Raw genomic sequence first — 22,951 nt, 5'->3', positions numbered from 1 at the left:
TGACGCAAATGAAGGAAATGGACGATACCGCACTGCTGCGCTATAGCCGCCAGATCATGCTTGAACAGCTCGATGTGAACGGCCAGCAGCGCTTGTTGGACGGCCATGCGCTGGTCGTCGGTGCCGGTGGGTTGGGCTCGCCGGTGGCGCTGTATCTGGCCGCTGCGGGGGTGGGCCGGTTGTCGATCGCCGATGACGATGTTGTTGAGCTTTCCAATCTGCAGCGTCAGATCGCGCATGGCGAGAGCGACGTAGGACATGCCAAGGCGGAATCGGCGGCGCAGGCGGCACGACGCCTTAACACCGGTTGCGAGATAGAGGTCATCGCCTCGCGGCTCGAGGGGGAAGCGCTCGCGCGTGCGGTAGCGGCGGCAGATGTCGTGCTTGACTGCACGGATCGTTTTTCCAGTCGCTATGCCATCAATCGTGCTTGCGTCGCGGCGCAGACGCCGCTGGTCTCGGGAGCGGCGATTCTCTTCTCGGGGCAGTTGGCGGTCTTCGATGCGCGTGACGCGGCCTCGCCCTGTTACGCCTGCCTTTACGGCGAGGACGGCGACGACGATGCACTGCGCTGCGCCGAAAACGGCGTGATCGCCCCTCTGGTAGGGATCATCGGTACCTTTCAGGCGCTCGAGGCGCTCAAGCTTCTCGCCGACGTCGGCAAGCCGCATCGCGGCCTGGCCACCTTCGATGGCCTGAGCGGAGAGTGGCGACGCTTCAAAGTGGGGCGCGATCCGGCGTGTCCCGTTTGCGGAGCCTCGGTGCAGTCGTCGTCATCTCCAGCTTGAGTCCTGGCAATGCGTCTGCTGTCGGCGAATGGCAACGAGTAGGAGTAAATGCGCAGGTAATGTGGAAACGCTGTTCGTCAATGCTCGCTGCGCTCCCATCCATCCTGTACTTCGTGTAACATTCACTCCGTCTCAGTCACACATCGCTTACCGAGTAGGCGCGATAGCCATGGTTCGATGCACCAAGCCACTGACAGGAGGTCGGCGGGGTGTCTCGAGCGTCGCGTGCAAACAAGGAGGCGAGAAATGAATAAGCCCATCATCATTGGCGGTGTAATTGCGGTAATGGGCATTGCGGGGGGCGTAGCGATCGGGGCTTACCAAGGCAGTGACAATGGTCCCGAGTACGCCGATATCGTCAATGTCGAACCTATCGTCGAAACACGGCAAGTGCCACGTGAGGTCTGCCGCGATGTGACCGTCACAAAGCGCCGGTCCGTTCAGGATGAGAACCAGTTGGCGGGGTCGGCTATCGGCGGCCTGGTGGGCGGCGTGGTCGGCAATCAAGTCGGTGGTGGCAGCGGCAAGACGTTGGCAACCGTGGCCGGTGCACTTGGCGGTGGCTATGCCGGAAACAAGGTGCAGGAGCGCTTGCAGAGTGGCGACACCTATACGAGCACGCAGCAGCGATGCGAGACCGTGACCGACACGCAAAAAGAAACCATGGGCTTCAAGGTTCAGTACCGGACAAATGGCCAGGTACATGAGGCCAGACTCGACGAAAGACCCGAGGGTGAGCGTGTCCTGATGCGCGATGGCAAGCCGCGCTGGGGAGAAGTGTCGGCGTCATGAGGCGCCGATATTTCGGCGTCGCGAGTCGTTAGTCGCAGTATATGATACGTCATGATGAGCGTCCGGCTTGATACCAAGCCGGACGCTGTCGTGAAGGGCGGAAGAAGCCTTTGGACCGTGTTTCTTCAGAACTCGAAGGTGGGCAACTTGCGTGCGACCTTGATCTTTTCGAGCGTGGCCACCTTAGGCAGGCCGTTTTCGAACGGTGGGAAATCTTCGCCCTGAATCAGCGGCGAGAGATAACGCCGTCCCGCTTCGGTGATGCCGAAGCCGTCCTCGCGAATGTACTCGCGGGGCATGAACTTTTCCTTGTTGGCCACTTCCGCCAGCGGCGCCGCTTCGATACGCCATTCGTAAGGCGTTTCGCTGACGCGCTTGATGGTCGGCATCATGGCGTTCTTGCCGTCCAGAGCCAGCTCGACGGCCTTCTGGCCCACGGCATAGGCTTGCTCGACATCGGTCTTGGAGGCCAGGTGGCGCGCCGCGCGTTGCAGGTAGTCGGCGACCGCCCAGTGATACTTGTAGCCCAGATCCTGCTTGACCATCCCCGCGAGCGTCGGCGCCACGCCGCCCAGCTGGCGGTGGCCGAAGGCGTCGGTGTTGCCGGCGTCGGCGAGGAAGGTGCCGTCCTCGTAGTGAGCGCCCTCGGAGACGACGATGACGCAGTAGCCGTATTGCTTGACGGCCTCATCGACGCGTTGCATGACCTGCGCGCGCTGAAAGGGCAGCTCGGGGAAGATGACCAGGTGGGGAGGCTCGCCTTCGCCATTGCCTGCCAGCGCGCCGGCTGCAGCGATCCAGCCGGCATGGCGCCCCATGACTTCGAGCACGAAGACCTTGGTGGAAGTGGCGCACATCGAGGCGATGTCCAGCGCCGTTTCCCGGGTCGAGGTGGCGATGTACTTGGCCACGCTGCCGAAGCCGGGAGAATTGTCGGTGATCGGCAAGTCGTTATCGACGGTCTTGGGCACGTGAATTGCGGTCAGCGGGTAGCCCATCTTCTCGGAGAGTTGTGAGACCTTGAGGCAAGTATCGGCGCTGTCGCCGCCGCCGTTGTAGAAGAAGTAGCGGATGTCATGCGCCTTGAAGACCTCGATGAGACGCTCGTATTGCGTGCGGTGGGTTTCGATGTCCTTGAGCTTGTAACGGCAGGAGCCGAAGGCGCCGCCCGGGGTGTGGCGTAGTGCGGCAATCGCTTCGTCGCTTTCCTGGGAGACATCGATCAGGTCTTCGGTCAGGGCGCCGATGATGCCGTTATGGCCGGCGTAGACCTTGCCGATCTTGTCCGAGTGGCGACGACAGGTTTCGATGACGCCGCAGGCGCTGGCGTTGATGACGGCGGTGACGCCACCGGATTGGGCGTAAAAGGCATTGTGCTGGGCCATGGGGCTTCTCGTGCTCCTGAGTCTGGGCGCATGAAGGGGCGAATGATAGCCGACATCGGCCTGCGATGCCTATGCCAAGGCATTCGGCTGGTGGGTCGCGCGGTGTCATGCTAGTCTCGCGGCATCATGGCAGGAGGCTTAGATGCACGTCCATATTCTAGGGGTTTGCGGTACGTTCATGGGCAGTCTGGCGCGCTTGGCCAGGGCCCTTGATCATCATGTCAGTGGTTCGGACGCCAATGTATATCCACCGATGAGCACGCAGCTCGAGGACGCGGGGATCGCGCTCTGTGAAGGTTATACCGCCGACAATCTGATGCCGCGTCCTGACGTGGTGATCATCGGTAATGCCCTGTCGCGCGGCAACCCCGAGGTAGAGGCGGTCCTCAACGCTAAACTGCCTTATGTGTCGGGGCCGCAATGGCTGGCCGAGCATGTCTTGCCTGGGCGGCAAGTAGTGGCGGTGGCGGGGACTCACGGCAAGACCACGACCGCCAGTCTGTTGACATGGATCATGGAAGCGGCCGGCCACGCGCCGGGCTTCTTGATTGGCGGCGTTCCGCGCAACCTGGGCGTGTCCTCGCGTTTAGGAGAGCCCGGTGCGCCGTTCGTGGTCGAGGCGGATGAATACGATACGGCGTTCTTCGACAAGCGCTCCAAGTTTGTCCATTACCGCCCGGATGTCGCGGTGCTGGGCAATCTCGAGTTCGATCACGCGGATATCTTTCCTGATTTGGCCGCCATCGAGCGTCAGTTTCATCATCTGGTGCGCACCGTGCCCGGTAATGGCCAGTTGATCGTGGCGGCTGGAGAGCCGGCGCTCGCGCGTGTACTGGCGCAAGGTTGCTGGAGCCCTGTCGTCCGCTTCGGCGAGGGAGGCGAAGCCGCCTGGCAATGGCGCATGCTCAGCGACGATGGACGCCATTTCGAGGTGCGTCACGGCGAGCATCATGCGTCTGTCGAATGGGCGCTGAGCGGGCGCCATAATATCGCCAACGCGGTGGCGGCTCTGGCGTCCGCTGCGGCATGCGGTGTAGCGCTGGAGGAGGCCGCAGCGGCGTTATCGCGTTTCGAATCGCCCCGGCGGCGTCAGGAAGTCCGTGGTGAGGTCGGCGGTATTCAGGTGATCGACGATTTTGCTCACCATCCCACGGCCATCGCCGCCACGCTCAAAGGCCTGGGGGCGGGAACGCACCCGGGGCGTTTACTGGCGGTGGTCGAGCCACGTTCCAACACCATGCGCCTAGGAGCCATGCATGAACGTTTGTCGACAAGTGTCGCGGCGGCGGATCGCGTCTGGTGGTACCAGCCGCCGACGCTGTCATGGTCGCTGGACACCCTGGCCGACGCTTGTCCTGTTCCTGCAGCGGTATGCGATGACATCGACACCCTGGTGGCGGCGGTGATCGCCGATGCCATGCCGGGTGATCGTATCGTGGTGATGTCGAACGGTGCCTTCGAGGGCATCCACGAGAAATTGCTTGCGGCGCTGGAGGTGCGGCATGGCGGATGAGACGATGTTCCAGAAACCCGTGACGGTGGCGTTGACGGGTGCTTCCGGCGCGCAATACGGATTGCGACTCATCGATTGCCTGGTGGCGGCACGCCATCGGGTCCTGGTGCTGATCTCCAAAGCTGCGCAGATGGTGATCGCCACCGAAACCGACGTGAGTTTGCCGTCAAATCCCGAGCGTCTGAGCGAGGCGTTGAGAGAGCGAAGCGGTGCCGTGCCGGGGCAGATTCGCTGCTTCGCCCGTGAGGACTGGATGGCGCCCGTGGCCTCGGGTTCCGGCGCGCCGAGCGCCATGGTGATTTGCCCTTGTTCGACCGGCACCCTGTCAGCGGTCGCCACAGGCGCGAGCAACAACCTGATCGAACGCGCCGCAGACGTGGCACTCAAGGAGCGTCGCCAGCTCATTCTCGTGCCTCGCGAGACACCGTTTTCGGCCATTCATCTCGAGCACATGCTGACGCTGACCCGCATGGGGGCAGTGATACTCCCCGCAGCGCCGGGGTTCTATCATCGTCCGCAGACACTCGATGACATGATCGACTTCATCGTGGCACGGATTCTCAACCAGTTGGACATCGCTCACACGTTGATGCCGCGCTGGGGGGAGTCGACATGATCAACTTGTCAGTATTGTCGGTCTTCGTACCTACCTTTTTCATGGTCTCGTTGACACCGGGCATGTGCATGACGCTTTCCATGACACTGGGCATGACGATAGGCGTGCGCCGCGCCCTGTGGATGATGCTCGGCGAGCTGGTGGGTGTCGGCCTGGTAGCGGTCTCGGCGGTGATCGGCGTGGCGACGCTAATGCTGCGCTACCCCGAGATATTCGCGGCCTTCAAGTGGCTCGGGGGCGCCTACCTGATCTATCTTGGCGTGATGATGTGGCGTTCCAAGGGGCGCATGGCGATCCCGGACGCCAACGATGCAGCGCCCAGCGTGTCGTCGTTGCAGTTGGTGGTTCAGGGGTTCGTCACGGCGGTCGCCAATCCCAAGGGCTGGGCGTTCTTCATCGCACTGCTGCCGCCCTTTCTGGACGCCGGTCGGCCGATGGCACCGCAACTGGCGGTCTTGGTAGGGGTGATTCTCAGCCTGGAGCTGACCTGCTTGCTGATCTATGCCGGTGGCGGTCGCACCGCCAGTCGCTTCCTGCGTCGCGACGGCAACGTGCGCTTGCTGAATCGGGTGGCGGGCAGTCTGATGGTGGGCGTCGGCATCTGGCTGGCGTTGGGCTGAACGTTCTCCGTCGCGGGGCCTCCGCCTAGACGTAGGGTAGCCAGACAATGCGTGCCGTTAGCAACAGCAAGGAGGCAACGACCAGCGGTGCCCAGGGGCAGGGCGTGATCGGTACGTGTACGAAGCGCTGATAGCTGAGGCGCGTGATGGCGCACACCACCAGACCGAGAAGCGCGCCACCGATCAGGTCGCTGGCCCAATGCACGCCAAGTACAAGGCGTGACAGGGCCATCGGCAGGCATATCAGCGTCGCCCCCCAGTAGGCCCACATCCGTCTTTGCGCGGGCAGCGCCTCGGCCGTGAACGCTGCCGCCAGGCCGATCAACACGACACTCGTCGAGGTATGGGCGCTGGGGTAAGAAAACGATCCCATGAGATAGTCCGGTGTATCGGGGCGAGCCCGCCCGGCGAGGTGCTTGAAGACCAGGTTGGCAAACCCGACACCCGCCAATGCGCTACTGATATGCACGAAGGCTGCGATACGCCGTGAAAGCAGTAGCCACGTCAGCCATGGCGTGGTCAGCGCTATGATGCCCAGGGCATCCCCGCTCAGCGCCATGAAGGTACTGAACTCCGCTAGCTCGCTACCCGCGAGGGGCGCCAGCAATGTCTGGATCTGTCGGTCCATCGGCAACGAAGGCGCGGGGTGCTCGAGTACCCAGAGCGTCCATCCACAGAGTGCGATCAGGCTGACCACGAGAAGTGCGAGCGACGCCAGAGGGATCTCGTTGCGCGGGTGAGCGGCGCCCAGGGCCAGCCATAGGCGTCGCCGACGCGGTGTCGCACGGGAAAAACGGGCCAGGCGCATGTAGACCCAGCCGCCGCGTCCGAGATGATGACGAAACCAGGAAAACCCCACCCCCAGTGTTATCAGGATGAGTCCCAGGGTGACGAGCCATCGTTCGCTGCTTTCAGGTAAGGCGAGTAGTTTGTCCCATGAATGGCCGAGCAGATAGCCGGGCAATAGGTAGGCGGGTGCCCAAAGCAGGGCGGACGCGACATTGACGGTGACAAAGCGCCATGTCGACATGTGCAGCATGCCGGCGACCATCGGCACGATGGGGCGTACCGGTCCCACGAAGCGACCGAAGAGGATGGAAAAATCACCATAGCGCTTGAAGAAATCGATGCCGCGCGCCAGCCATTCGGGGTGACGGGTGAACGGCCATAGTCGATGCATGCGTTCGCGCTGAGAATAGCCCAGCCAGAAGCTCAGGCCATCACCGAGGGTCGCGCCCGCAAAGGCCGCCGCCAGCAATAACGGGAGGGGAAGGTGTTGATGTCCGGCCAATGATGCGGCGGCCGTCAGTAGCACGATGCCGGGCACCAGCAGACCAACCACGGCGAGCGACTCGAGCAACGCCACCAGCAGCACGATCAAGATCAGTAATGTCGGCGAGGGGGAAAATTGGTACAGCCACTCGGTCACGTTCAAGTATCGGGCTCCAGCAAGTTGAGTCCACCCTTGATCAGCCGTTGCTCGAAACGTTCGGCGTATTCGTCATCCGCCAGGCGGCAAATACGAGCTTGGGCCTCGAGGGTACCGATTTCGGGGAGCGGCGTTTCCCCGAGCGCATGCGTCAAGCGCTCACGGACGATGAGGGCGCCGGCCTCTCCCGTGTCGGCAAGCAGCAGCCAAAAGACGCTATGGCGATGCCGGCCCATGGCATCACCACGTCGAGAGTTGCGTTGTACCACCTCACAGAAGGTCGTCAATAGCGTGTCTTGTGCCGTTTGGCCGAACTGCTCGTTGGCCATGTCGAGCTGAGGTAAATGAATGACTAGTGCACTCAGCGATTGGTTCAATATGCGGGCGCGGGCGACCTCAGCGATAAGTCGTTCGCTGAGGTCGTCGCGCGATAGCATACCGCTTTGCGTATCGAGCTGGTCGGTGGTCTTGAGCAGGCGGGCCTGTTGCATGTACCACCCGAGAGGCAGTATCGAGATGATGACCAGCGTGAAGTACTGCAGACCACCCGTGGGCATCGATAGCACAGGGGTGACCAGGAACAGCCACATGGGCGCTAGTAACACGTTGAGGAGTAGCGCGGCACCAGGTGGTAATAGCAGCGTGGCGAGTATCGGGGGGATTCCCATCCAGAGTGCGCCGGACGCCTCGAGGTAAGGCGCTTCCACGGCAATTGCCAGATAGCCGCTGATCAGCACCAGATAGACAGGTAGCCGGCGAGCGTAAGCTTTTTCTGACATCAGGGCAGCAGCGGACACCATGAGCGCCAGGATGGTGGCCGGCAGAATGCGCGGGTAATGGCCCATTAGATAGTGCCAGATTGCGAGGCTAGCGAGCACGAGCGCCCCGCAGGCATACGCCACGGCGTGCAGGCGTGACGACGAGAGACGTTCAGGCATGGTCGGTTGTCTCCTGTCGAACATGCAGGCCGCTGTCTTGCACCGAGAGTTCATGGCCCAGCTTGACGGGATCGAGATGGGGGGCGACGGGCGCGATGCGTATACGGCAGTGCTCCTGAAGCTCGGTCGAGATCGCGTCACGACGTAAGGCAGCGTGATGCTCGTCCTTTGAAATCAGGAGTACCGCAAAGGTCTGTGTATCCACGTGGTAACATCCTTCGAAGACGTAGATAAGAGCGGCCAGGCGCTCCTTGAGACGCCGTCGCGCATTGTGGCCGCGTTGCCGCGGACGCACTACCAGCAGCTCCGCGTAGACGTTTTCGCGCTGGCGCCGCGACCATTCGACGTTCAAGTCCTGACGTAGACGATGGAGTGACCAGAGCGAGTTCTCCGGCGTCAGGCGGTGTCGGCGTTCCAGTTCCAGGCGTAGGCGGTTGTGTTCGATGGCTTTGGCAAACCCCAATGCCATGAGGGCGGTAAGCAGCGCGCCGCTCAAGGCGGTTTGTGCCACACCCAGGGGGGCTTGAATGTGCCACCAGCCGAGTGTGGCGGTCACCAGGAGTGCGTAGCGCATGGGCCGAGGTTGCGGTGCGAGCAGCATGATCGGCCACAGCCATACGCCGATGGCGTACGTCATCGGCGCATGCCAGAGTAGCGCCAGCAAGAGCAAGGCACACAACGGGACCGTCCATGTCCAGGCGCGGCGCGATAAGTGACGCCACGCAAGCGTCGTCAACCCTATAATGGCAGCGATGAGCAGGCCTTGCGTGATCGGATCGTCTTCCCGCCAGGCGGTGATGGTCACCAGTCCCGTGCCCAGCAGGAAAAGCCCGGTTAGAGGTGTTTTGTATTTGCTCTGCATGGTGCCGTATAGTGATTCCTTTCCCAACGGTGCCGGCAGTATAGCCGTTGTGCCTCTGCCATCATGCTTCGGAAAGCACCGATTATCATATGCTTCCCGGCGGATACCCAGGAGAAAATTGCCCGAATGGCCCTTGAAACTTCCGAGTCCGAGATCGCCGACGTCGATGCTTACATGCATGCGATGGGCGAACGGGCGCGTGGTGCGTCACGCGTTCTGGCCCGCGCGACTACCGCGCAAAAGAACTGCGCGCTACTCGCCATGGCGAGTGCCCTGGACGAGGCGCGCGAGACATTGGAAACCGCCAATCGTCGTGATCTAGAGGCGGGACGCGACAACGGCCTCGCCGAGGCACTGCTGGATCGTCTGGCGCTGACGCCGGCGCGTATCGACACGATGATCGAAGGCTTGCGGCAAGTGGCTGCCTTGTCCGACCCAATCGGTGAGATTCGTGACATGCGCTATCTCCCTTCGGGACTTCAGGTGGGCAAGATGCGCGTCGCGCTGGGCGTGGTGGGCATCGTCTACGAATCGCGTCCCAACGTGACCGTGGACGCCGCCAGCCTGTGCTTGAAATCAGGCAATGCCACGATCTTGCGCGGCGGCTCCGAGGCGATCCATTCCAACCGCGCCATTGCGGCTTGTATCCGACAAGGGCTCAAGGCGGCAGACCTCGACGAGGCCTGCGTGCAAGTCGTGGCGACGACCGACCGTGCAGCGGTCGGCACATTGATCGCCATGCCGGAGTTCGTCGATGTCATCGTGCCGCGCGGCGGGAAGGGACTGATCGAACGCATTTCGAGAGACGCGCGCGTGCCAGTGATCAAGCATCTCGATGGCATCTGTCATGTGTATGTCGACCAGGCCGCCGATCCGGCCAAGGCGGTGGCCATTGCCGACAACGCCAAGACCCAGCGTTATTCGCCCTGCAATGCCATGGAAACGCTGCTGGTCCACACCGAGGCGGCGCCCCGGGTACTGCTCGAATTGGCTGACATCTATCGCCGCAAGGGTGTCGAGATGCGTGCGTGCGAGCGGACGCGGGCCTGGGTGGCGGACGCTGTCGCCGTGACCGAGGATGACTGGTATAGCGAATACCTTGCGCCGATCGTGGCCATTCGCGTGGTCGATACGTTGGAAGAGGCGATTACGCACATCAATACTTATGGCTCGCACCATACCGATGCCATCGTCAGCGAAAATCTGACCGACGCACGGCGCTTTCTGACCGAGGTCGACTCCAGCTCGGTCATGGTCAATGCCTCGACTCGCTTCGCCGACGGCTTCGAATATGGGCTAGGGGCGGAAATCGGCATTTCCACAGACAAGCTGCATGCGCGTGGGCCCGTCGGCCTGGAAGGCCTCACCAGCGAGAAATACATTGTATACGGCGATGGCCATGTGCGCAGCTGAGGCTCCGCCGTGTGTCGCGATGCTGGGCGGTACCTTCGATCCCGTGCACGTGGGGCACCTGCGTAGCGCCATCGAGCTGCGCGAAGCCTTGTTGCTCGATCGCGTTCATATGGTCCCGGCGCGAGTGCCGCCGCATCGTGCCTCTCCCGGGGTCGACGCCGAGCAGCGCGCGACCATGCTGGCGTTGGGCATCGCTGACACGCCGGGCCTTTACGTGGATGACCGTGAGATCCGCCGCGAGGGACCTTCCTATTCCACCGCGACCCTGGCGTCCTTGCGAGAAGAACTGGGCCCGCAGGCGCGCCTGGTCATGGCGCTGGGGTACGACGCCTATCTGCACTTGGCCGAATGGCATGAGCCGACGAGTCTGTTCGAGCTCGCGCATGTCGTCGTCGTCGATCGCCCCGATCACCAAAAGCCGCTTCCGACGGCGCTCGAGACGCTGATCGAAGGCCGTGAAGTGACGAGTGTCGATACGCTGATGCAGTCGCCTGCGGGGGGAGTGCTGCATTTGAGCTTACCCACGCGCATGGCGATTTCGGCCACGGCGATTCGAGAGCGATTGCAGCGCGGTGAAAGCGTGCGCTACTTGCTGCCCGATGCTGTGGAACGCTATCTCCTGGCGCGTCGTCTTTATCGACGATGATGTCGTCATCAATCAATGAAAGGAGCCCGGCGCGTGGTGGTGCCACCCGAAGGCCTTTTTAACCTTGCCCCTGGCGGTTTGGTGTCAGCGCGGTAGAATGCGGGCCTTGCCTAAAGGGGTATGACATATGAACGAGGAGCTATGCAGACTGAAGCACTCAAAACGCTGGTAATGGACACGCTCGAGGAACTCAAGGCACGTGATGTTGCCGAACTCGACGTTGCCTCGCTGACCAGCGTCACCGACACCATGGTCGTCGCTAGCGGGACCTCGAGCCGACACATCAGTGCCCTGGCCGAGAGCGTGGTGGAGAAAGTCAAGGAAGCAGGATGCCGCCCCTTGGGTGTCGAAGGGCAACAGGGAAGCGATTGGGTTCTGGTCGATCTGGGCGATCTCGTGGTCCACATCATGCTGCCCGAGACCCGCCAGCTGTACGATCTTGAGCGCTTGTGGTCGGATCTGCCCAGCGATGGGGTATCCGTTGTGGGGGCCCTTGGCGAGGTGCGTGGATGAAGCTGCGTGTGCTCGCCGTGGGGACTCGCATGCCCGACTGGGTCACGCAAGGCGTTGACGAATACCTCAAGCGACTGCCGCGTGATTTCAGCGTGGATATCGTCGAGATTGCGCCCGGCAAGCGGGGAAAGAACGCCGATGTGGCCCGTGCGATTCAGGGCGAAGGCGATGCCATGCTGGCGAAGCTGCGTGACCAGGAGCGTGTCATCGCATTGGATGTCGAGGGACGAAGTTGGAGTACCGAACGATTGGCCGCCAACGCCGAGCAATGGCGGCAGGACGGTCGCGATGTGGCGTGCCTGGTGGGCGGGCCGGACGGTCTCGACTCACGTCTGTTGGCGCGGGCCGAGCAACGCTGGTCGCTTTCGGCATTGACGTTGCCTCATCCACTGGTACGTATTCTGCTGGCCGAGCAGTTGTATCGCGCCTGGACCTTGCTGGCGGGTCATCCCTATCACCGATGAGCAACGGGGCTCGGCACCTGCTCAGCGGCTACCTTCCACCTTCCCGCCTGTTATCGGGGACCCATGCGTAAACGACGCGACCCAATCAAGGATACCGCTCGAGAAGTCCGGGTATTCCGGGCCCGCTCGCTACTGGCGGCATTGCTCGTATTGTTGATGGCTGGAGGGCTGGGCGCTCGTCTTTTCTATCTTCAGGTTGTCGAGCATGATGTCTTTACCACGCGTTCCGAGAAGAACCGTGTGCGCGTCGAACCGTTGCCACCGACGCGTGGGCTCATCTACGACCGCCAAGGGAAATTGGTGGCTGAAAACCGCCCAACCTACAATTTGACCATCGTCCGCGAGCGGGTCAAGGATATTGATGCCACTCTTGATCGATTGGTCGATATCCTGGGGCTGGACGAAACGCAGGTTGAAGCGTTTCGTAAACGGTCGCGTCAGCGTCAAAGACCCTATCAACCGGCACTGTTGATGAGCGATCTCAACGAGCGGCAAATCGCGCGGTTAGCCGTCAATCGTTACCGCCTTCCAGGGGTCGAGGTCGAAGCACAGTGGCTGCGTCACTATCCCGACCCCAAGATCATGTCGCATGTGCTGGGCTATGTAGGGCGAATCAACGACCAAGAGCTGGCCTCGCTTGACAGCGGCAACTATGCGGGCACGCATTATATCGGCAAGACCGGTATCGAGAAGCAGTACGAAAAAGCGCTACATGGGCAGGCTGGCCTGCGTAAGGTGGAAACCAATGCCCGGGGGCGTGTGCTACGCGAGCTCGAGCGTACACCGCCAGAACCGGGCAAGGACTTGACGCTGACCATCGACACGCAGCTGCAACAGATGGCGTACGATTTACTGGATGGGCAGCGCGGCTCCATCGTCGCGATTCAACCCCAGACCGGTGACATTCTAGCGATGGTCTCCGCTCCAGGATTCGATTCCAACGAGTTCGTGACCGGGATCTCCTACAAGGACTATCAGTCGCTGCAGCAGGATCCGGACCTGCCGTTGTTTAACCGGGCCGCACATGGCCATTACCCGATCGGCTCTACCATCAAGCCCTTCGAAGCCTTGGCGGCGCTACAAAACAGGGTTGTAACGCCCGAGGAAGTTATCTATGACCCGGGGTATTACAAACTGCCTAATGGGACGCGTCATTACCGCAACTGGTTGCGCTGGGGACATGGGCGTGTCGATCTGGAGCGCGCTCTTGCCGTTTCCAACAACACCTATTTCTACACCATGGCGCATCGCCTTGGCATCGATGACTTATCCAGCTTCATGCACAAGTTCGGGTTTGGGGAAGTCACCTCGTTGGATGTGCAAGGTGCTTCATCGGGCACCGTGCCTTCACGTGAGTGGAAACGCGAAAAGTATGGAGAAGCGTGGTATCCCGGCGAAACGCTCTCGGCAGGCATTGGACAAGGCTACTGGATGGTCACGCCGTTGCAGCTCGCAACGGCCGAGGCAACGCTGGCCAACCGTGGGAACTGGGTGCGTCCACATTTGGCCAAGCGCGTCGGTGAGGCTTCGGTCGAACCGCCTTTCAAGAATACCAAGCCCGACGTGAAGCTCGACAAGGATGTCTGGTGGGATGACGTTTTCAACGGCATGCAGAAAGTCGTCAGCGGCCGCGAGGGGACGGCGCGCCACATCGGCCAGGGGCTGCAGTATGAAATGGCGGGCAAGTCGGGCACAGCACAGGTGTTTTCCTTGGGGCAGGATCAGAAATACGACGCCGACGAGCTCAAGGAACGCTTGCGTGATCACGCCTTGTTCACGGCGTTCGCGCCAGTGGACGATCCGCAGATAGCCATCGCGGTGATCGTCGAAAACGCAGGGGGCGGTAGTTCGCATGCTGCAGGTCTGGCCCGCGCCCTGGCAGATGAATGGCTTCTGTCCGATGACGAGAACACCCATCAAGCCGAAGAACTCATCAAGGAGGACGTCGAAGTTGAAGGGACTTGAATGGCGTCGCTTCAGTCGGGCACCGTCGGAGGGCATGGGGCGTAAGCGCTCCTTCTGGTCAGGCCTTCATCTCGACCCTTGGCTGCTTTTGCTGCTGCTGAGTCTAATGGGGGCAGGGTTGGTCGTCTTGTACAGTGCCAGTGGCATGAGTCTCGCCGTCGCGCTGGGGCAGGCGTCACGTTTTGGTGTGGCATTGCTCGCTATGTTCGTGATCGCCCAGTTTTCTCCGGGTACCTTGTATCGCTGGACGCCACTGGCTTACTGCCTGGGAATCGCGATGCTTCTTGCCGTCGAGATCATGGGGGATATCGGCATGGGGGCGCAGCGCTGGCTCGAGATTCCCGGGGTGATTCGCTTTCAGCCCTCGGAGTTGATGAAGCTGGCGGTACCCATGATGGTGGCGGCGTACCTCTACAAGAGATCGCTACCACCGAGCATACGCGACCTGCTGATCTGTGCCTTGATCATCGGCGTGCCGGTAATGATGATCATGCGCCAGCCCGACCTGGGGACGTCATTGCTGGTGGCCTGTGCGGCGGTTTTGGTTATCTTTCTCGCGGGCTTGTCATGGCGAGTAATCGGCTTGCTGGCGGTGCTGCTTGCATCTGCCTTGCCATTGCTCTGGTTCAATATGCATGAATATCAACGCCAGCGCGTACTGACCTTTCTCAACCCCGAAAGCGATCCGCTGGGGTCGGGCTGGAATATCATCCAGTCGAAAACGGCCATCGGTAGTGGGGGCGTCTTCGGCAAGGGGTGGGGCTTGGGGACTCAGTCTCAGTTGGAATTTCTTCCCGAACGTCATACTGACTTCATCGGTGCTGTGCTGGGAGAGGAATTGGGATTGATCGGGATGCTGGTCTTCCTGGCCCTCTACGTGCTCATCGTAGGGCGCGGGTTGTTTCTCGCCAATACCGCCCAGGATACTTTTGGGCGTCTGATCGGGGGCAGCATCGTGCTGACATTCTTCATTTATGTCTTCGTCAATATCGGCATGGTCAGCGGCATTTTGCCCGTCGTTGGTGTGCCGCTTCCACTGGTCAGTTTTGGCGGCACGTCCAGCGTGACCTTGCTGGTCGGTTTCGGTATCCTCATGTCCGTTCATACCCATCGCCGGTTGTTGCCTCGCTAGTAGGGCGAGACGCGGAAAGGATGCGACGACAGCCCCTGGGCCAAGGAGTCAGAGCCTGATGAAGTGGAGTAGTGTGCGGTCCCATTGGCGAGGGTTCTCCCCGGCAGCGTTGTTGCTGTTTGGGTTGGCCCTGTGTCCGTCGTCGCATGCGGCCGAGGAATTCGATCCTGCCTCACACGCTGATATCCGCGAGTGGGTTGAGGACGTATCGGGGGACGGGATTTCTCGCGATGACGTGACTCAGGCATTGCACCACGCCCAGTTTCGCCAGGAAGTGCTGGACGCCATGCAGGGGGCGGCGGAGCGTCGCCTGAGTTGGCATGAATATCGCGACATCTTCGTGCAACCCAAGCGTATTCAAGAAGGCGTTGCGTTCATTCGCGAGCACCGTGACGCTTTCGCGCGAGCCAAACGCGAATACGGTGTGCCGCCCGCCTATATTGCTGCGATCATCGGTGTCGAGACACGCTATGGCCAGCACAAAGGGCGTCATCGTGTGCTCGATTCGCTCGCTACGCTGGCTTTTCATCACTCTTCACGCGGCGACTTCTTTCGTGGCGAATTGGCGGCGTTTCTCGAAATCACCCTGGATCAGGGGATTTCGCCGGAAGCCCCTAAAGGCTCCTATGCCGGTGCCATGGGCTACCCACAATTCATTCCGACCAGTTACCGCGCCTATGCCGTCGATTTCGATGACGATGGGCGGCGCGATTTGTGGGACGATCCCGTGGATGCGATCGGCAGCGTGGGCAACTACTTCGCCGAGCATGGGTGGCGCCGAGGGGGGCCAGTCGTGACGCCCGTCGATGGCCCCGAGAAGCCTCCGCAAGCGATCGATTTCAACCGCACGCGTGAGCCTTACGTGAAATTGGCGACTCTTGCCGATGTCGGTATTCATCCGCGTGATGAGCTCGACGCGTCACGTGTCATTCCGCTCTCCTTGGCACTCGAGTCGGGGAATTACCGCTACGCGCTGGGACATGAAAACTTCTATGTGATCACGCGTTATAACCACAGTTATCTATATGCGATGGCTGTCACAGAGCTCGCGGCAGGTATCCAGACAGCGCTCGACAAGGATGATGCATGAGAGTCGGCGGTGTACTTGTATGTCTGTTGATGCTGTTGGTGGCAGGATGCGCCAGTGACGGCGGCGGTCGTTATGCGCAGCAAAACGATGCTTATCCGGACGCGCCGCCCGATGTGTCGGATGTTCCCGATGCGGTGCCCAAGGACGAGCCACTTGCCAAGAGCGGTAATCGTTCCACATATGAGGTATGGGGCGAGACCTATCATGTGCTGTCGGATCCCAGCGGCTATGTAGAAGAAGGCGATGCGTCCTGGTATGGCACCAAGTTCCAGGGCTACGATACCGCGAGCGGGGAAACCTACGACATGTACAAGATGTCGGCGGCACATCGCACGCTACCACTGCCGACTTATGTCCGCGTGACCAACCTCGACAATCGGCGCAGTGTCATCGTGCGCGTCAACGATCGTGGCCCGTTTCATGGCGATCGGCTGATCGATCTGTCTTATGCCGCCGCAGCACGCCTGGATATCCTGGGACACGGAACGGGGCATGTGCGTGTGGAGGCCATTGACCCCGAGCAATGGGCCGAGCAGCATGAGCGTTCCACCGAGTCAGCTTCCCCAGAGGATGTGGCCAAGGCGTCCTCGGGCGTATCGGCTCGAGAGTCGATGCAGGGGGCAGTGGATGACGCCTCGACCGCCGAGGCGCCCCGGCAAGATCGTGTCACTGAGCGCCAGGGTGGCACGGGACAATATGTTCAGGTCGCGGCACTGAGTTCCGCGGCCAGGGCCAAGGCGCTGGAAAAGCGCTTGCAAGGACAAGTATCGCGTCCGGTACGCGTAAGGGAAGAGGCGTCCTTGTATCGTGTTCAGGTAGGGCCTGTGCATGATGCGTCGCATATCGATTCCATCAAAGCGGAATTGCAAGCGGCGGGTTTTGACCAGTCGTTCGTCGTTTCCGCTACCGAGTAACCCCGCTTAGCGAGAAAAGTTGTCATGAGAGTGTTCGCCCGATCGTCATTGTTACGCATTGTTTTATTGGTCACGCTAGGTGTCGGTGGTCTCATCCCTATGGCGCAAGCCGAGGATCCCCCCGAGCCCTCGCCGGTGCCGTCGTCTATGGTGCCGTCGGCGCCGAATCTGGCAGCGTCTTCCTGGGTTTTGATGGATGCCGATAGTGGCAAGATCCTGGTCGAGCACAATGCCGACAAGGAGCTGCCGCCGGCCAGCCTGACCAAGATGATGACCGCCTATATCGTCGAGCGTGAAATCGATGCCGAGAATATCGATGCCGACGACAAGGTAACGATTAGCGAGAATGCGTGGCGCACTGGCGGCTCGCGGATGTTTCTCAACCCGGGAAACAAGGTAAGCGTCGACAACTTGCTCAGAGGGGTCGTGATTCAGTCGGGCAACGATGCCAGCGTTGCTCTGTCGGAGCATATCGCGGGCAGTGAAGACGCCTTCGCCGATCTCATGAATCAGCAGGCCTCGCGTATGAACCTCCAGCATACGCATTTCATGAACCCCACCGGCTTGCCGCATGATGACCACTATTCTTCGGCCCACGATCTGGCGGTCATTGCGCAGCACATCATCGAGGACTATCCCGACCACTACGAGGTCTATGCAGAGAAGTACTTCACCTGGAACGATATTCGGCAGCCCAACCGTAACCGCCTGTTATGGCGCGATCCCAATGTCGATGGTTTGAAGACAGGGCATACCAAGGCAGCGGGTTACTGCCTGGTGGCATCTGCCAAGAAGGACGACACACGCCTTGTGGCCGTGGTGATGGGGACCGATTCCGACGAGGCGCGGGCGCAAGAGACCCAGAAGCTGTTGAGCTACGGGTTCCGCTTCTTCGAGACACAGCGTCTCTACGAAAGTGGCGCTGTGCTCAATAAGCCGCGTATCTGGGGAGGCGAAAAGGACGAGCTGCGTCTGGGCGTGGCCAACGACGTGTATTTGACCATGCCGCGTGGTCATAGCGACGAATTGAACGCCCAGCTCGACATCAAGAAAACCATCGATGCGCCGATCGAGAAGGGAGAGCAGCTCGGCACATTGAAGATCAAGCTCAACGGGGAAGTACTCGATAAGCGGCCTCTGGTAGCGTTGGAATCAGTCTCCGAAGGTGGTTTTTTCAAGCGAGTCTGGGATAGCGTACTGCAATTCATGTATGGATTCTTCGACTGATTCACTGTAGTTCGGTTTTGAGGGCGAAGCGTTGCGAAGGCTTCGCCCTTGGTCGATATGATAAGGTTGAGTAGAATACTCGGAAATATCATGCAGAGCCCATGTGAGGCCGTTCTCCATGCAAAAGACTTCACCCACCGAGCAGGGTGCACAAGATGCGCCCAAGATCGAGTTTCCCTGTCAATATCCCATCAAGATCGTCGGTGACGCGGAACCGGACTTCAAGGTCACCGTGGTCGACATCGTCGAGCAACACGCGCCTGGTTTTGATCGTCGTAGCGTGCGCATGGTCGATAGCCGCAATAGCCGCTTTCAATCCGTGCGTGTAGTGATTCACGCCACTGGACAAGACCAGCTCAATGCACTGTTCCATTCGCTGAAGGCGACGGGCCGTGTGCATATGGTGCTGTAGGTGGCGATGAGCGACGAATGTTCGCCGGTGCAGTTGCACCGCCTGGGGCGTCGTGCCTATGAACCGGTGTGGCAGGCCATGCGCAAGCTCACCGATGAACGTGATGCCACAACGCCTGATCAATTATGGCTAGTGGAGCACGAGCCAGTGTTCACGCAGGGGCAGGCTGGAAAGCCCGAACACCTGCTAATGCCCGGCGATATTCCGGTCGTTGTCACGGATCGTGGCGGGCAGGTGACGTATCATGGACCGGGCCAGGTCGTGCTTTATCCACTGATCGACGTACGTCGTGCCAAGCTGGGCGTACGGGAGCTGGTATCGGCGCTCGAGAACACGGCGATCGCGTTGCTGGCCGCGTATGGCGTGGAGGCGCATGCGCGCCCTGACGCGCCGGGTGTCTATGTCGGCGAGGCCAAGATTGCCTCGCTAGGCTTGCGTATTCGGCGCGGTGCCAGCTTTCATGGCATTGCGCTCAACGTCGATGGCGACTTAGCCCCCTTCCAGCGCATCAATCCCTGTGGTTATGCCGGCATGACCATGACGCGGCTTGCCGATTTGATTGACGCCTGTCCGGATAGCGATACGGTCGCCGTCGAGCTGGCCGAGCGTCTGGCACGAACGCTGGAACGAACGCTGGTGCCGGCTACCAACGAGCACGCCTGACAGCCAGTGCCTGAGCGTGTCGCCGTCCTTCAAGATTGAACGACGCGTCTCCATGAAAATGGCCCGCCGTGGACTGAGTCCACGGCGGGCCATTTTCATGGTTTTCCAAGGCCTGGGCCTGGAAAGCGTCGTGTCTAGCTGACGTTGACGGCTGCGATGCGGTCGGGATCGGGCGATTGGCCGGGCACCTCAGCGGGTGCCGCCAACCCCAGATTGTTCTTCTCGAACACTCTGTCGGCGCGATAGCTGGAGCGTACCAACGGCCCTGACGGCACTTCCATGAAGCCTTTTGCCAGGCCCTGCTGGCGGTAGTGTTCGAATTCGTCGGGCGTTACCCAGCGTTCCACCGGCAGGTGGTTGTGGGTCGGTTGCAGGTATTGACCCAGTGTCACGATATCGACACCGATAGCGCGAAGATCGTCGAAGGTCTCGAGGATCTCTTCTTCGGTTTCGCCGAGGCCCAGCATGATGCTGGTCTTGGTGATCACCTCAGGGCGGTGACGCTTGGCATGCGCCAGCACGTCGAGGGTCTTGCGATAACCGGCACGCGGGTCGCGCACGCGCCCGGTCAGGCGCTCCACGGTCTCGACGTTCTGGGCGAATACCTCTAGGCCGGAATCCACCACGCGCTCGACGGCACTGGGGATGCCATCGAAGTCCGGGGTCAGCGCTTCCACTGCCACCTGGGGCGTACGCGCCTTGATCGCGCGAATGCAGTCGGCGTAGTGGCCAGCGCCAGCGTCGGATAGGTCGTCGCGGTCAACCGAGGTCAGTACCACGTAACGCAGCCCCATCAGCTCCACCGACTCGGCGGTGTTCGCCGGTTCCTCGGAGTCCAGCCAGCCACGCGGGTTGCCGGTGTCGACGGCGCAGAAGCGACAGGCTCGGGTACATACCGATCCCATCAGCATGATGGTGGCAGTGCCGTTACTCCAGCACTCGCCCATGTTCGGACAGTGAGACTCGGCACAGACGGTGCTGAGCCGGTGCTCCTTCACGTTGCGCTTGACCGCCTCGAAGCGTTCGCCGCCGGGCATCTGGACGCGTAGCCATGAGGGCTTGCGGCCGCCGACGCCATCGCCTGCGGATTGCTCGCGTGATTTCATGCCATCCTTGATGGCGGCGATGCCTTGGTCGTTGCGGTATTTCTTGCCGCTGGTGATGCGGTGGGTAGGAGTGTCGCTCATAGCGTGAGCCTCTCTGCAAGCCGGCCGACGGCGCCGAGGCGACGCTACCACAGAAGGAGGGGAAGGGCGTCGGTCGACGTTTCCGGGGGGGCCTGGCACGTCTGATGATGCGTGAATTGATGTCTTCAGCATACCACAAAAGGCGTAGTGCTGGACAGGCTGTCAATGGCGCGTCAGTGCCAAGGACGACGCCTGGCCGCACGCGATACCACGCCCGGCCAATGCCGAGCGTGTCGTATTGCGCAGGGGCGAGTCAGTGCTGAATGTCACGCCTCGGGCATGGCACTCAATATCAGCTTGCCCGTGGTATGGCCGGTTTCGAGGCGGCGATGGGCCTCCCCGAGATTGGCCGGGGTCAATGGGCCGACGATATCACTGAGCGTGCTGCGCAGATGACCGGCGTCGAAACGCTTGGCCAGCGTCGCCAGGATCTGCCCCTGATGGGCGATATCGGCCCCATGCAGCGGCCGCGCGAACATGAATTCCCAACTGAACGTCACTGCCTTGCCTTGCAGGGCGTTGAGGTCGACGTTCTTCTGGGTCTCGGCGATGGCCACGATGTGGCCCAAGGGGCGCATGAGCGTGGTCATGTTCTCCCAGTGGTCGCCGATATCGTGGCAATTGAAGATGTAATCGACCTGCTCGTGACCGGCATGTTGCATGTTCGACACGAGATCGTGGTGATCGACGACCTCATGCGCACCCATGCGTCGGCACCACTCGATGGACGTATCGCGCGACGCCGTGGCGATGACCTTGATGCCAGTGAGTTGGCGAGCCATTTGCGTCGCGATCGAGCCGACGCCACCGGCGCCGTTGATGATCAGCAGGGTCTGGTCGCGGTGCGTATCGTCGCCTTGCGAGAGCTTGAGCTTGTCGAAAAGGGCTTCCCAGGCGGTGAGTGCCGTCAACGGCATGGCGGCCGCTTCTTCTGCGCTTAATTTGCTCGGTGCCTTGGCGGTAAGGCGCGCATCGACCAGCTGGTATTCGGCGTTGCAGCCGGGGCGCTCGACTTCGCCGGCATAGTACACGCGATCTCCTGGGGCGAAGTGCTCGACGCTGGCACCGACACGTTCCACTCGGCCCACGGCATCCCAGCCGAGGACGTTGTGCTGGTCGCTGGGCAGGAACGCGCCCTGGCGAATCTTGGTATCCACCGGATTGACCGATATCGCCTCGACGCGCACGAGAAGATCCCGTTCGCCGGGGGTGGGCATCTCGCGTTCGTGGCGCTCGAAAGCGTCCAGGGGCGCTGCTTGAGGCTGACCGGTGGTGGCGACTACTTGCATGATTGACTCCCTATAAAAGGCGAAACGTGATGGCACTGCCTATTAAATGAGGACCGTCTAGATCGGAGTCAAGTCAAGCGCGGCTGATTCAGGGCGTGCAGGCGAAGCTGGGGCCAGGCGCGGGCGCCAGTGGCGCCTTGAAGTGCGCATTCAGCTCGGGCAACAGTTCACGGACGAAGCGCAGGAAAAGCTCGGTCACGGGCGTAGGGTAGCGATCCTTGGGGTGTACGGTGCACCAGGACCGACGCAGTGGGAAACCGGGTAGCGTCGGTGACGCCAGCAGACCCGAAGCGAGCTCGAGCTGGACCGCCAGGCGCGGCAGCACGGCGACCCCGAGATGCGCCATGACACCCTGCTTGATCGCCTCGTTGGTGCCAAGTTCTAGGGTATGGCGCAGCGATACCCGCTCACGGGCGGCGAAATCCTCGAACGCGGTGCGTGTCCCTGAGCCGGGCTCGCGCATCAGGACGTAATAGCGCGTGAAATCCTCGAGTGTGGGCGCGTCGTCCGTCAACAGCGGATGCCCGGGCCACACCACGGGAATCATCTCGTTGTCGAGGATCGGCATGAAGGCGAGATTGGCATCCTCGGGCACCATGCCCATGATCACCAGGTCGTCGCGCCGCTCGGCAAGACGCTCCAGCGCCTGGCCGCGATTGCAGACACGCAGGCGGACCTGTACCTCCGGGTAGCGGGCGCGAAAGCGGGCCAGGATGTGCGGCACGACATACTGCGCGGTGCTGACGGCGGCGAGATTGAGCTCGCCGCGTATGGTCCCTGCCAATTCGGAAAGTTCCATCTGTAAGCTCGAAACCTGACCGAAGATCGACTGTACTGAGGCGGCCAGCGCATCGGCGGCCGGCAGCACATGCAGCGTCTTGCCCGCGTACTTGAAGAGTGGCTGCTCGAGCGCTTGCTCGAGTTGGCGGATCTGTGCGCTGACGGCGGGCTGTGTGAGGCCCAGTTGTTCGGCCGCACGCGAATAGGACTGCTGCCGGTGCACGGCCTGGAAAACCTGCAACTGGCGAAAGGTCAGACGATTGAGCAGATTGGGTCGTGACATGACGCCCCCGGCGTTGTCATAAGCTATTGT

At 61.2% G+C, this 22,951-nt stretch carries 23 protein-coding genes; 16 read left to right on the top strand and 7 right to left on the bottom strand.

Going from position 1 to position 22,951, the window contains the following annotated elements:
- Window positions 1-17: 17 nt before the first annotated feature.
- Together OP496_RS00585 and OP496_RS00580 are read left to right on the top strand one after the other, a co-directional pair.
- On the top strand, window positions 18-788 hold the full coding sequence (locus OP496_RS00585) for a HesA/MoeB/ThiF family protein (protein WP_280561881.1): 771 nt from the start codon (window positions 18-20) through the stop codon (window positions 786-788).
- Window positions 789-1,034: 246 nt separating this feature from the next.
- On the top strand, window positions 1,035-1,580 hold the full coding sequence (locus tag OP496_RS00580; RefSeq protein ID WP_280561375.1) for a glycine zipper 2TM domain-containing protein: 546 nt from the start codon (window positions 1,035-1,037) through the stop codon (window positions 1,578-1,580).
- 125 nt (window positions 1,581-1,705) lie between these two features.
- On the opposite strand, the gene OP496_RS00575 is transcribed toward OP496_RS00580, so the two are convergent.
- The gene (locus OP496_RS00575) at window positions 1,706-2,965 is read right to left on the bottom strand and encodes a 6-phosphofructokinase (RefSeq protein WP_280561373.1); all 1,260 of its coding nucleotides are present in this window, start codon (window positions 2,963-2,965) and stop codon (window positions 1,706-1,708) included.
- A gap of 142 nt (window positions 2,966-3,107) precedes the next feature.
- Between OP496_RS00575 and mpl the strand changes: the two genes are divergently transcribed.
- The 3 genes from mpl to OP496_RS00560 are packed head-to-tail and all read left to right on the top strand — an operon-like array spanning window position 3,108 to window position 5,714.
- Window positions 3,108-4,478 carry a UDP-N-acetylmuramate:L-alanyl-gamma-D-glutamyl-meso-diaminopimelate ligase gene (gene mpl / locus OP496_RS00570; RefSeq protein WP_280561372.1) on the top strand — a complete coding sequence of 457 codons (1,371 nt, stop codon included), beginning with the start codon at window positions 3,108-3,110 and terminating at the stop codon, window positions 4,476-4,478.
- Entirely contained in the window at window positions 4,468-5,094 is a 627-nt protein-coding gene (locus OP496_RS00565) for a flavin prenyltransferase UbiX (protein ID WP_280561370.1), read from the top strand. The genes mpl and OP496_RS00565 overlap by 11 nt, the downstream gene beginning before the upstream one ends.
- The gene (locus OP496_RS00560) at window positions 5,091-5,714 is read left to right on the top strand and encodes a LysE family translocator (RefSeq protein WP_280561368.1); all 624 of its coding nucleotides are present in this window, start codon (window positions 5,091-5,093) and stop codon (window positions 5,712-5,714) included. Before OP496_RS00565 ends, OP496_RS00560 begins: the two co-directional genes overlap by 4 nt.
- Before the next feature lie 25 nt (window positions 5,715-5,739).
- Here OP496_RS00560 and OP496_RS00555 read toward each other — a convergent pair whose 3' ends face one another.
- Genes OP496_RS00555 through OP496_RS00545 form a run of 3 tightly spaced genes read right to left on the bottom strand, consistent with a single transcriptional unit; the run spans window position 5,740 to window position 8,943 of the window.
- Window positions 5,740-7,143 carry a bifunctional DedA family/phosphatase PAP2 family protein gene (locus OP496_RS00555; RefSeq protein ID WP_348521291.1) on the bottom strand — a complete coding sequence of 468 codons (1,404 nt, stop codon included), beginning with the start codon at window positions 7,141-7,143 and terminating at the stop codon, window positions 5,740-5,742.
- Between the two features lie 2 nt (window positions 7,144-7,145).
- A complete protein-coding gene (locus tag OP496_RS00550; protein WP_280561366.1) occupies window positions 7,146-8,081 on the bottom strand; it encodes a diguanylate cyclase in 936 nt (311 codons plus the stop codon).
- Entirely contained in the window at window positions 8,074-8,943 is an 870-nt protein-coding gene (locus tag OP496_RS00545) for a hypothetical protein (protein WP_280561365.1), read from the bottom strand. Before OP496_RS00545 ends, OP496_RS00550 begins: the two co-directional genes overlap by 8 nt.
- 63 nt (window positions 8,944-9,006) lie before the next feature.
- Here OP496_RS00545 and OP496_RS00540 point away from each other — a divergent pair, with 63 nt between their 5' ends.
- The 11 genes from OP496_RS00540 to lipB all read left to right on the top strand — a co-directional run bounded on the left by OP496_RS00540 (window position 9,007) and on the right by lipB (window position 19,382).
- Window positions 9,007-10,356 carry a glutamate-5-semialdehyde dehydrogenase gene (locus tag OP496_RS00540; RefSeq protein WP_280561363.1) on the top strand — a complete coding sequence of 450 codons (1,350 nt, stop codon included), beginning with the start codon at window positions 9,007-9,009 and terminating at the stop codon, window positions 10,354-10,356.
- Window positions 10,343-11,002 (top strand): nicotinate-nucleotide adenylyltransferase, encoded by a 660-nt coding sequence (nadD, locus tag OP496_RS00535; protein WP_280561362.1) that lies wholly within the window; start codon window positions 10,343-10,345, stop codon window positions 11,000-11,002. The genes OP496_RS00540 and nadD overlap by 14 nt, the downstream gene beginning before the upstream one ends.
- Window positions 11,003-11,143: 141 nt before the next feature.
- A complete protein-coding gene (rsfS, locus tag OP496_RS00530) occupies window positions 11,144-11,515 on the top strand; it encodes a ribosome silencing factor (RefSeq protein ID WP_280561360.1) in 372 nt (123 codons plus the stop codon).
- Complete coding sequence (gene rlmH / locus OP496_RS00525) at window positions 11,512-11,979, top strand: 23S rRNA (pseudouridine(1915)-N(3))-methyltransferase RlmH (protein WP_040243747.1); 468 nt, start codon at window positions 11,512-11,514, stop codon at window positions 11,977-11,979. The genes rsfS and rlmH overlap by 4 nt, the downstream gene beginning before the upstream one ends.
- Before the next feature lie 63 nt (window positions 11,980-12,042).
- A complete protein-coding gene (mrdA, locus tag OP496_RS00520) occupies window positions 12,043-13,944 on the top strand; it encodes a penicillin-binding protein 2 (RefSeq protein WP_280561359.1) in 1,902 nt (633 codons plus the stop codon).
- A 34-nt stretch (window positions 13,945-13,978) separates the two neighbouring features.
- Window positions 13,979-15,076, top strand: a complete 1,098-nt coding sequence (rodA, locus tag OP496_RS00515; protein WP_280561879.1) for a rod shape-determining protein RodA — start codon at window positions 13,979-13,981, stop codon at window positions 15,074-15,076.
- Window positions 15,077-15,134: 58 nt separating this feature from the next.
- A complete protein-coding gene (mltB, locus tag OP496_RS00510) occupies window positions 15,135-16,166 on the top strand; it encodes a lytic murein transglycosylase B (protein WP_280561358.1) in 1,032 nt (343 codons plus the stop codon).
- Window positions 16,163-17,080 carry a septal ring lytic transglycosylase RlpA family protein gene (locus OP496_RS00505; protein ID WP_280561357.1) on the top strand — a complete coding sequence of 306 codons (918 nt, stop codon included), beginning with the start codon at window positions 16,163-16,165 and terminating at the stop codon, window positions 17,078-17,080. Before mltB ends, OP496_RS00505 begins: the two co-directional genes overlap by 4 nt.
- A gap of 24 nt (window positions 17,081-17,104) precedes the next feature.
- A complete protein-coding gene (locus OP496_RS00500) occupies window positions 17,105-18,307 on the top strand; it encodes a D-alanyl-D-alanine carboxypeptidase family protein (protein ID WP_348521290.1) in 1,203 nt (400 codons plus the stop codon).
- 118 nt (window positions 18,308-18,425) lie between these two features.
- Window positions 18,426-18,719 carry a DUF493 domain-containing protein gene (locus OP496_RS00495; RefSeq protein WP_280561356.1) on the top strand — a complete coding sequence of 98 codons (294 nt, stop codon included), beginning with the start codon at window positions 18,426-18,428 and terminating at the stop codon, window positions 18,717-18,719.
- Window positions 18,720-18,725: 6 nt separating this feature from the next.
- Window positions 18,726-19,382, top strand: a complete 657-nt coding sequence (gene lipB / locus OP496_RS00490) for a lipoyl(octanoyl) transferase LipB (protein ID WP_280561355.1) — start codon at window positions 18,726-18,728, stop codon at window positions 19,380-19,382.
- Between the two features lie 134 nt (window positions 19,383-19,516).
- On the opposite strand, the gene lipA is transcribed toward lipB, so the two are convergent.
- From lipA to OP496_RS00475, 3 genes are all read right to left on the bottom strand, one after another.
- Complete coding sequence (gene lipA, locus OP496_RS00485) at window positions 19,517-20,569, bottom strand: lipoyl synthase (protein WP_280561353.1); 1,053 nt, start codon at window positions 20,567-20,569, stop codon at window positions 19,517-19,519.
- A 266-nt stretch (window positions 20,570-20,835) separates the two neighbouring features.
- Window positions 20,836-21,858 carry a zinc-binding alcohol dehydrogenase family protein gene (locus OP496_RS00480; protein WP_280561352.1) on the bottom strand — a complete coding sequence of 341 codons (1,023 nt, stop codon included), beginning with the start codon at window positions 21,856-21,858 and terminating at the stop codon, window positions 20,836-20,838.
- A gap of 88 nt (window positions 21,859-21,946) precedes the next feature.
- Window positions 21,947-22,921, bottom strand: a complete 975-nt coding sequence (locus tag OP496_RS00475) for a LysR family transcriptional regulator (RefSeq protein WP_280561351.1) — start codon at window positions 22,919-22,921, stop codon at window positions 21,947-21,949.
- Between the last annotated feature and the right edge of the window lie 30 nt (window positions 22,922-22,951).

Origin of the sequence: Chromohalobacter sp. 48-RD10 (genome assembly GCF_029889785.1) — a bacterium.
GTDB lineage: Bacteria > Pseudomonadota > Gammaproteobacteria > Pseudomonadales > Halomonadaceae > Chromohalobacter.
This window is presented reverse-complemented; position numbering and strand designations above follow the sequence as displayed.

Excerpts from the sequence above, each read along its gene's own strand:
- OP496_RS00585 (WP_280561881.1), top strand. The coding sequence starts at position 18 with ATGGACGATACCGCACTGCTGCGCTATAGCCGCCAGATCATGCTTGAA.
- OP496_RS00580 (WP_280561375.1), top strand. The coding sequence starts at position 1,035 with ATGAATAAGCCCATCATCATTGGCGGTGTAATTGCGGTAATGGGCATT.
- OP496_RS00575 (WP_280561373.1), bottom strand. The coding sequence starts at position 2,965 with ATGGCCCAGCACAATGCCTTTTACGCCCAATCCGGTGGCGTCACCGCC.
- mpl (WP_280561372.1), top strand. The coding sequence starts at position 3,108 with ATGCACGTCCATATTCTAGGGGTTTGCGGTACGTTCATGGGCAGTCTG.
- OP496_RS00565 (WP_280561370.1), top strand. The coding sequence starts at position 4,468 with ATGGCGGATGAGACGATGTTCCAGAAACCCGTGACGGTGGCGTTGACG.
- OP496_RS00560 (WP_280561368.1), top strand. The coding sequence starts at position 5,091 with ATGATCAACTTGTCAGTATTGTCGGTCTTCGTACCTACCTTTTTCATG.
- OP496_RS00550 (WP_280561366.1), bottom strand. The coding sequence starts at position 8,081 with ATGCCTGAACGTCTCTCGTCGTCACGCCTGCACGCCGTGGCGTATGCC.
- OP496_RS00545 (WP_280561365.1), bottom strand. The coding sequence starts at position 8,943 with ATGCAGAGCAAATACAAAACACCTCTAACCGGGCTTTTCCTGCTGGGC.
- OP496_RS00540 (WP_280561363.1), top strand. The coding sequence starts at position 9,007 with ATGCTTCGGAAAGCACCGATTATCATATGCTTCCCGGCGGATACCCAG.
- nadD (WP_280561362.1), top strand. The coding sequence starts at position 10,343 with ATGTGCGCAGCTGAGGCTCCGCCGTGTGTCGCGATGCTGGGCGGTACC.
- rsfS (WP_280561360.1), top strand. The coding sequence starts at position 11,144 with ATGCAGACTGAAGCACTCAAAACGCTGGTAATGGACACGCTCGAGGAA.
- rlmH (WP_040243747.1), top strand. The coding sequence starts at position 11,512 with ATGAAGCTGCGTGTGCTCGCCGTGGGGACTCGCATGCCCGACTGGGTC.
- mrdA (WP_280561359.1), top strand. The coding sequence starts at position 12,043 with ATGCGTAAACGACGCGACCCAATCAAGGATACCGCTCGAGAAGTCCGG.
- rodA (WP_280561879.1), top strand. The coding sequence starts at position 13,979 with ATGGGGCGTAAGCGCTCCTTCTGGTCAGGCCTTCATCTCGACCCTTGG.
- mltB (WP_280561358.1), top strand. The coding sequence starts at position 15,135 with ATGAAGTGGAGTAGTGTGCGGTCCCATTGGCGAGGGTTCTCCCCGGCA.
- OP496_RS00505 (WP_280561357.1), top strand. The coding sequence starts at position 16,163 with ATGAGAGTCGGCGGTGTACTTGTATGTCTGTTGATGCTGTTGGTGGCA.
- OP496_RS00500 (WP_348521290.1), top strand. The coding sequence starts at position 17,105 with ATGAGAGTGTTCGCCCGATCGTCATTGTTACGCATTGTTTTATTGGTC.
- OP496_RS00495 (WP_280561356.1), top strand. The coding sequence starts at position 18,426 with ATGCAAAAGACTTCACCCACCGAGCAGGGTGCACAAGATGCGCCCAAG.
- lipB (WP_280561355.1), top strand. The coding sequence starts at position 18,726 with ATGAGCGACGAATGTTCGCCGGTGCAGTTGCACCGCCTGGGGCGTCGT.
- lipA (WP_280561353.1), bottom strand. The coding sequence starts at position 20,569 with ATGAGCGACACTCCTACCCACCGCATCACCAGCGGCAAGAAATACCGC.
- OP496_RS00480 (WP_280561352.1), bottom strand. The coding sequence starts at position 21,858 with ATGCAAGTAGTCGCCACCACCGGTCAGCCTCAAGCAGCGCCCCTGGAC.
- OP496_RS00475 (WP_280561351.1), bottom strand. The coding sequence starts at position 22,921 with ATGTCACGACCCAATCTGCTCAATCGTCTGACCTTTCGCCAGTTGCAG.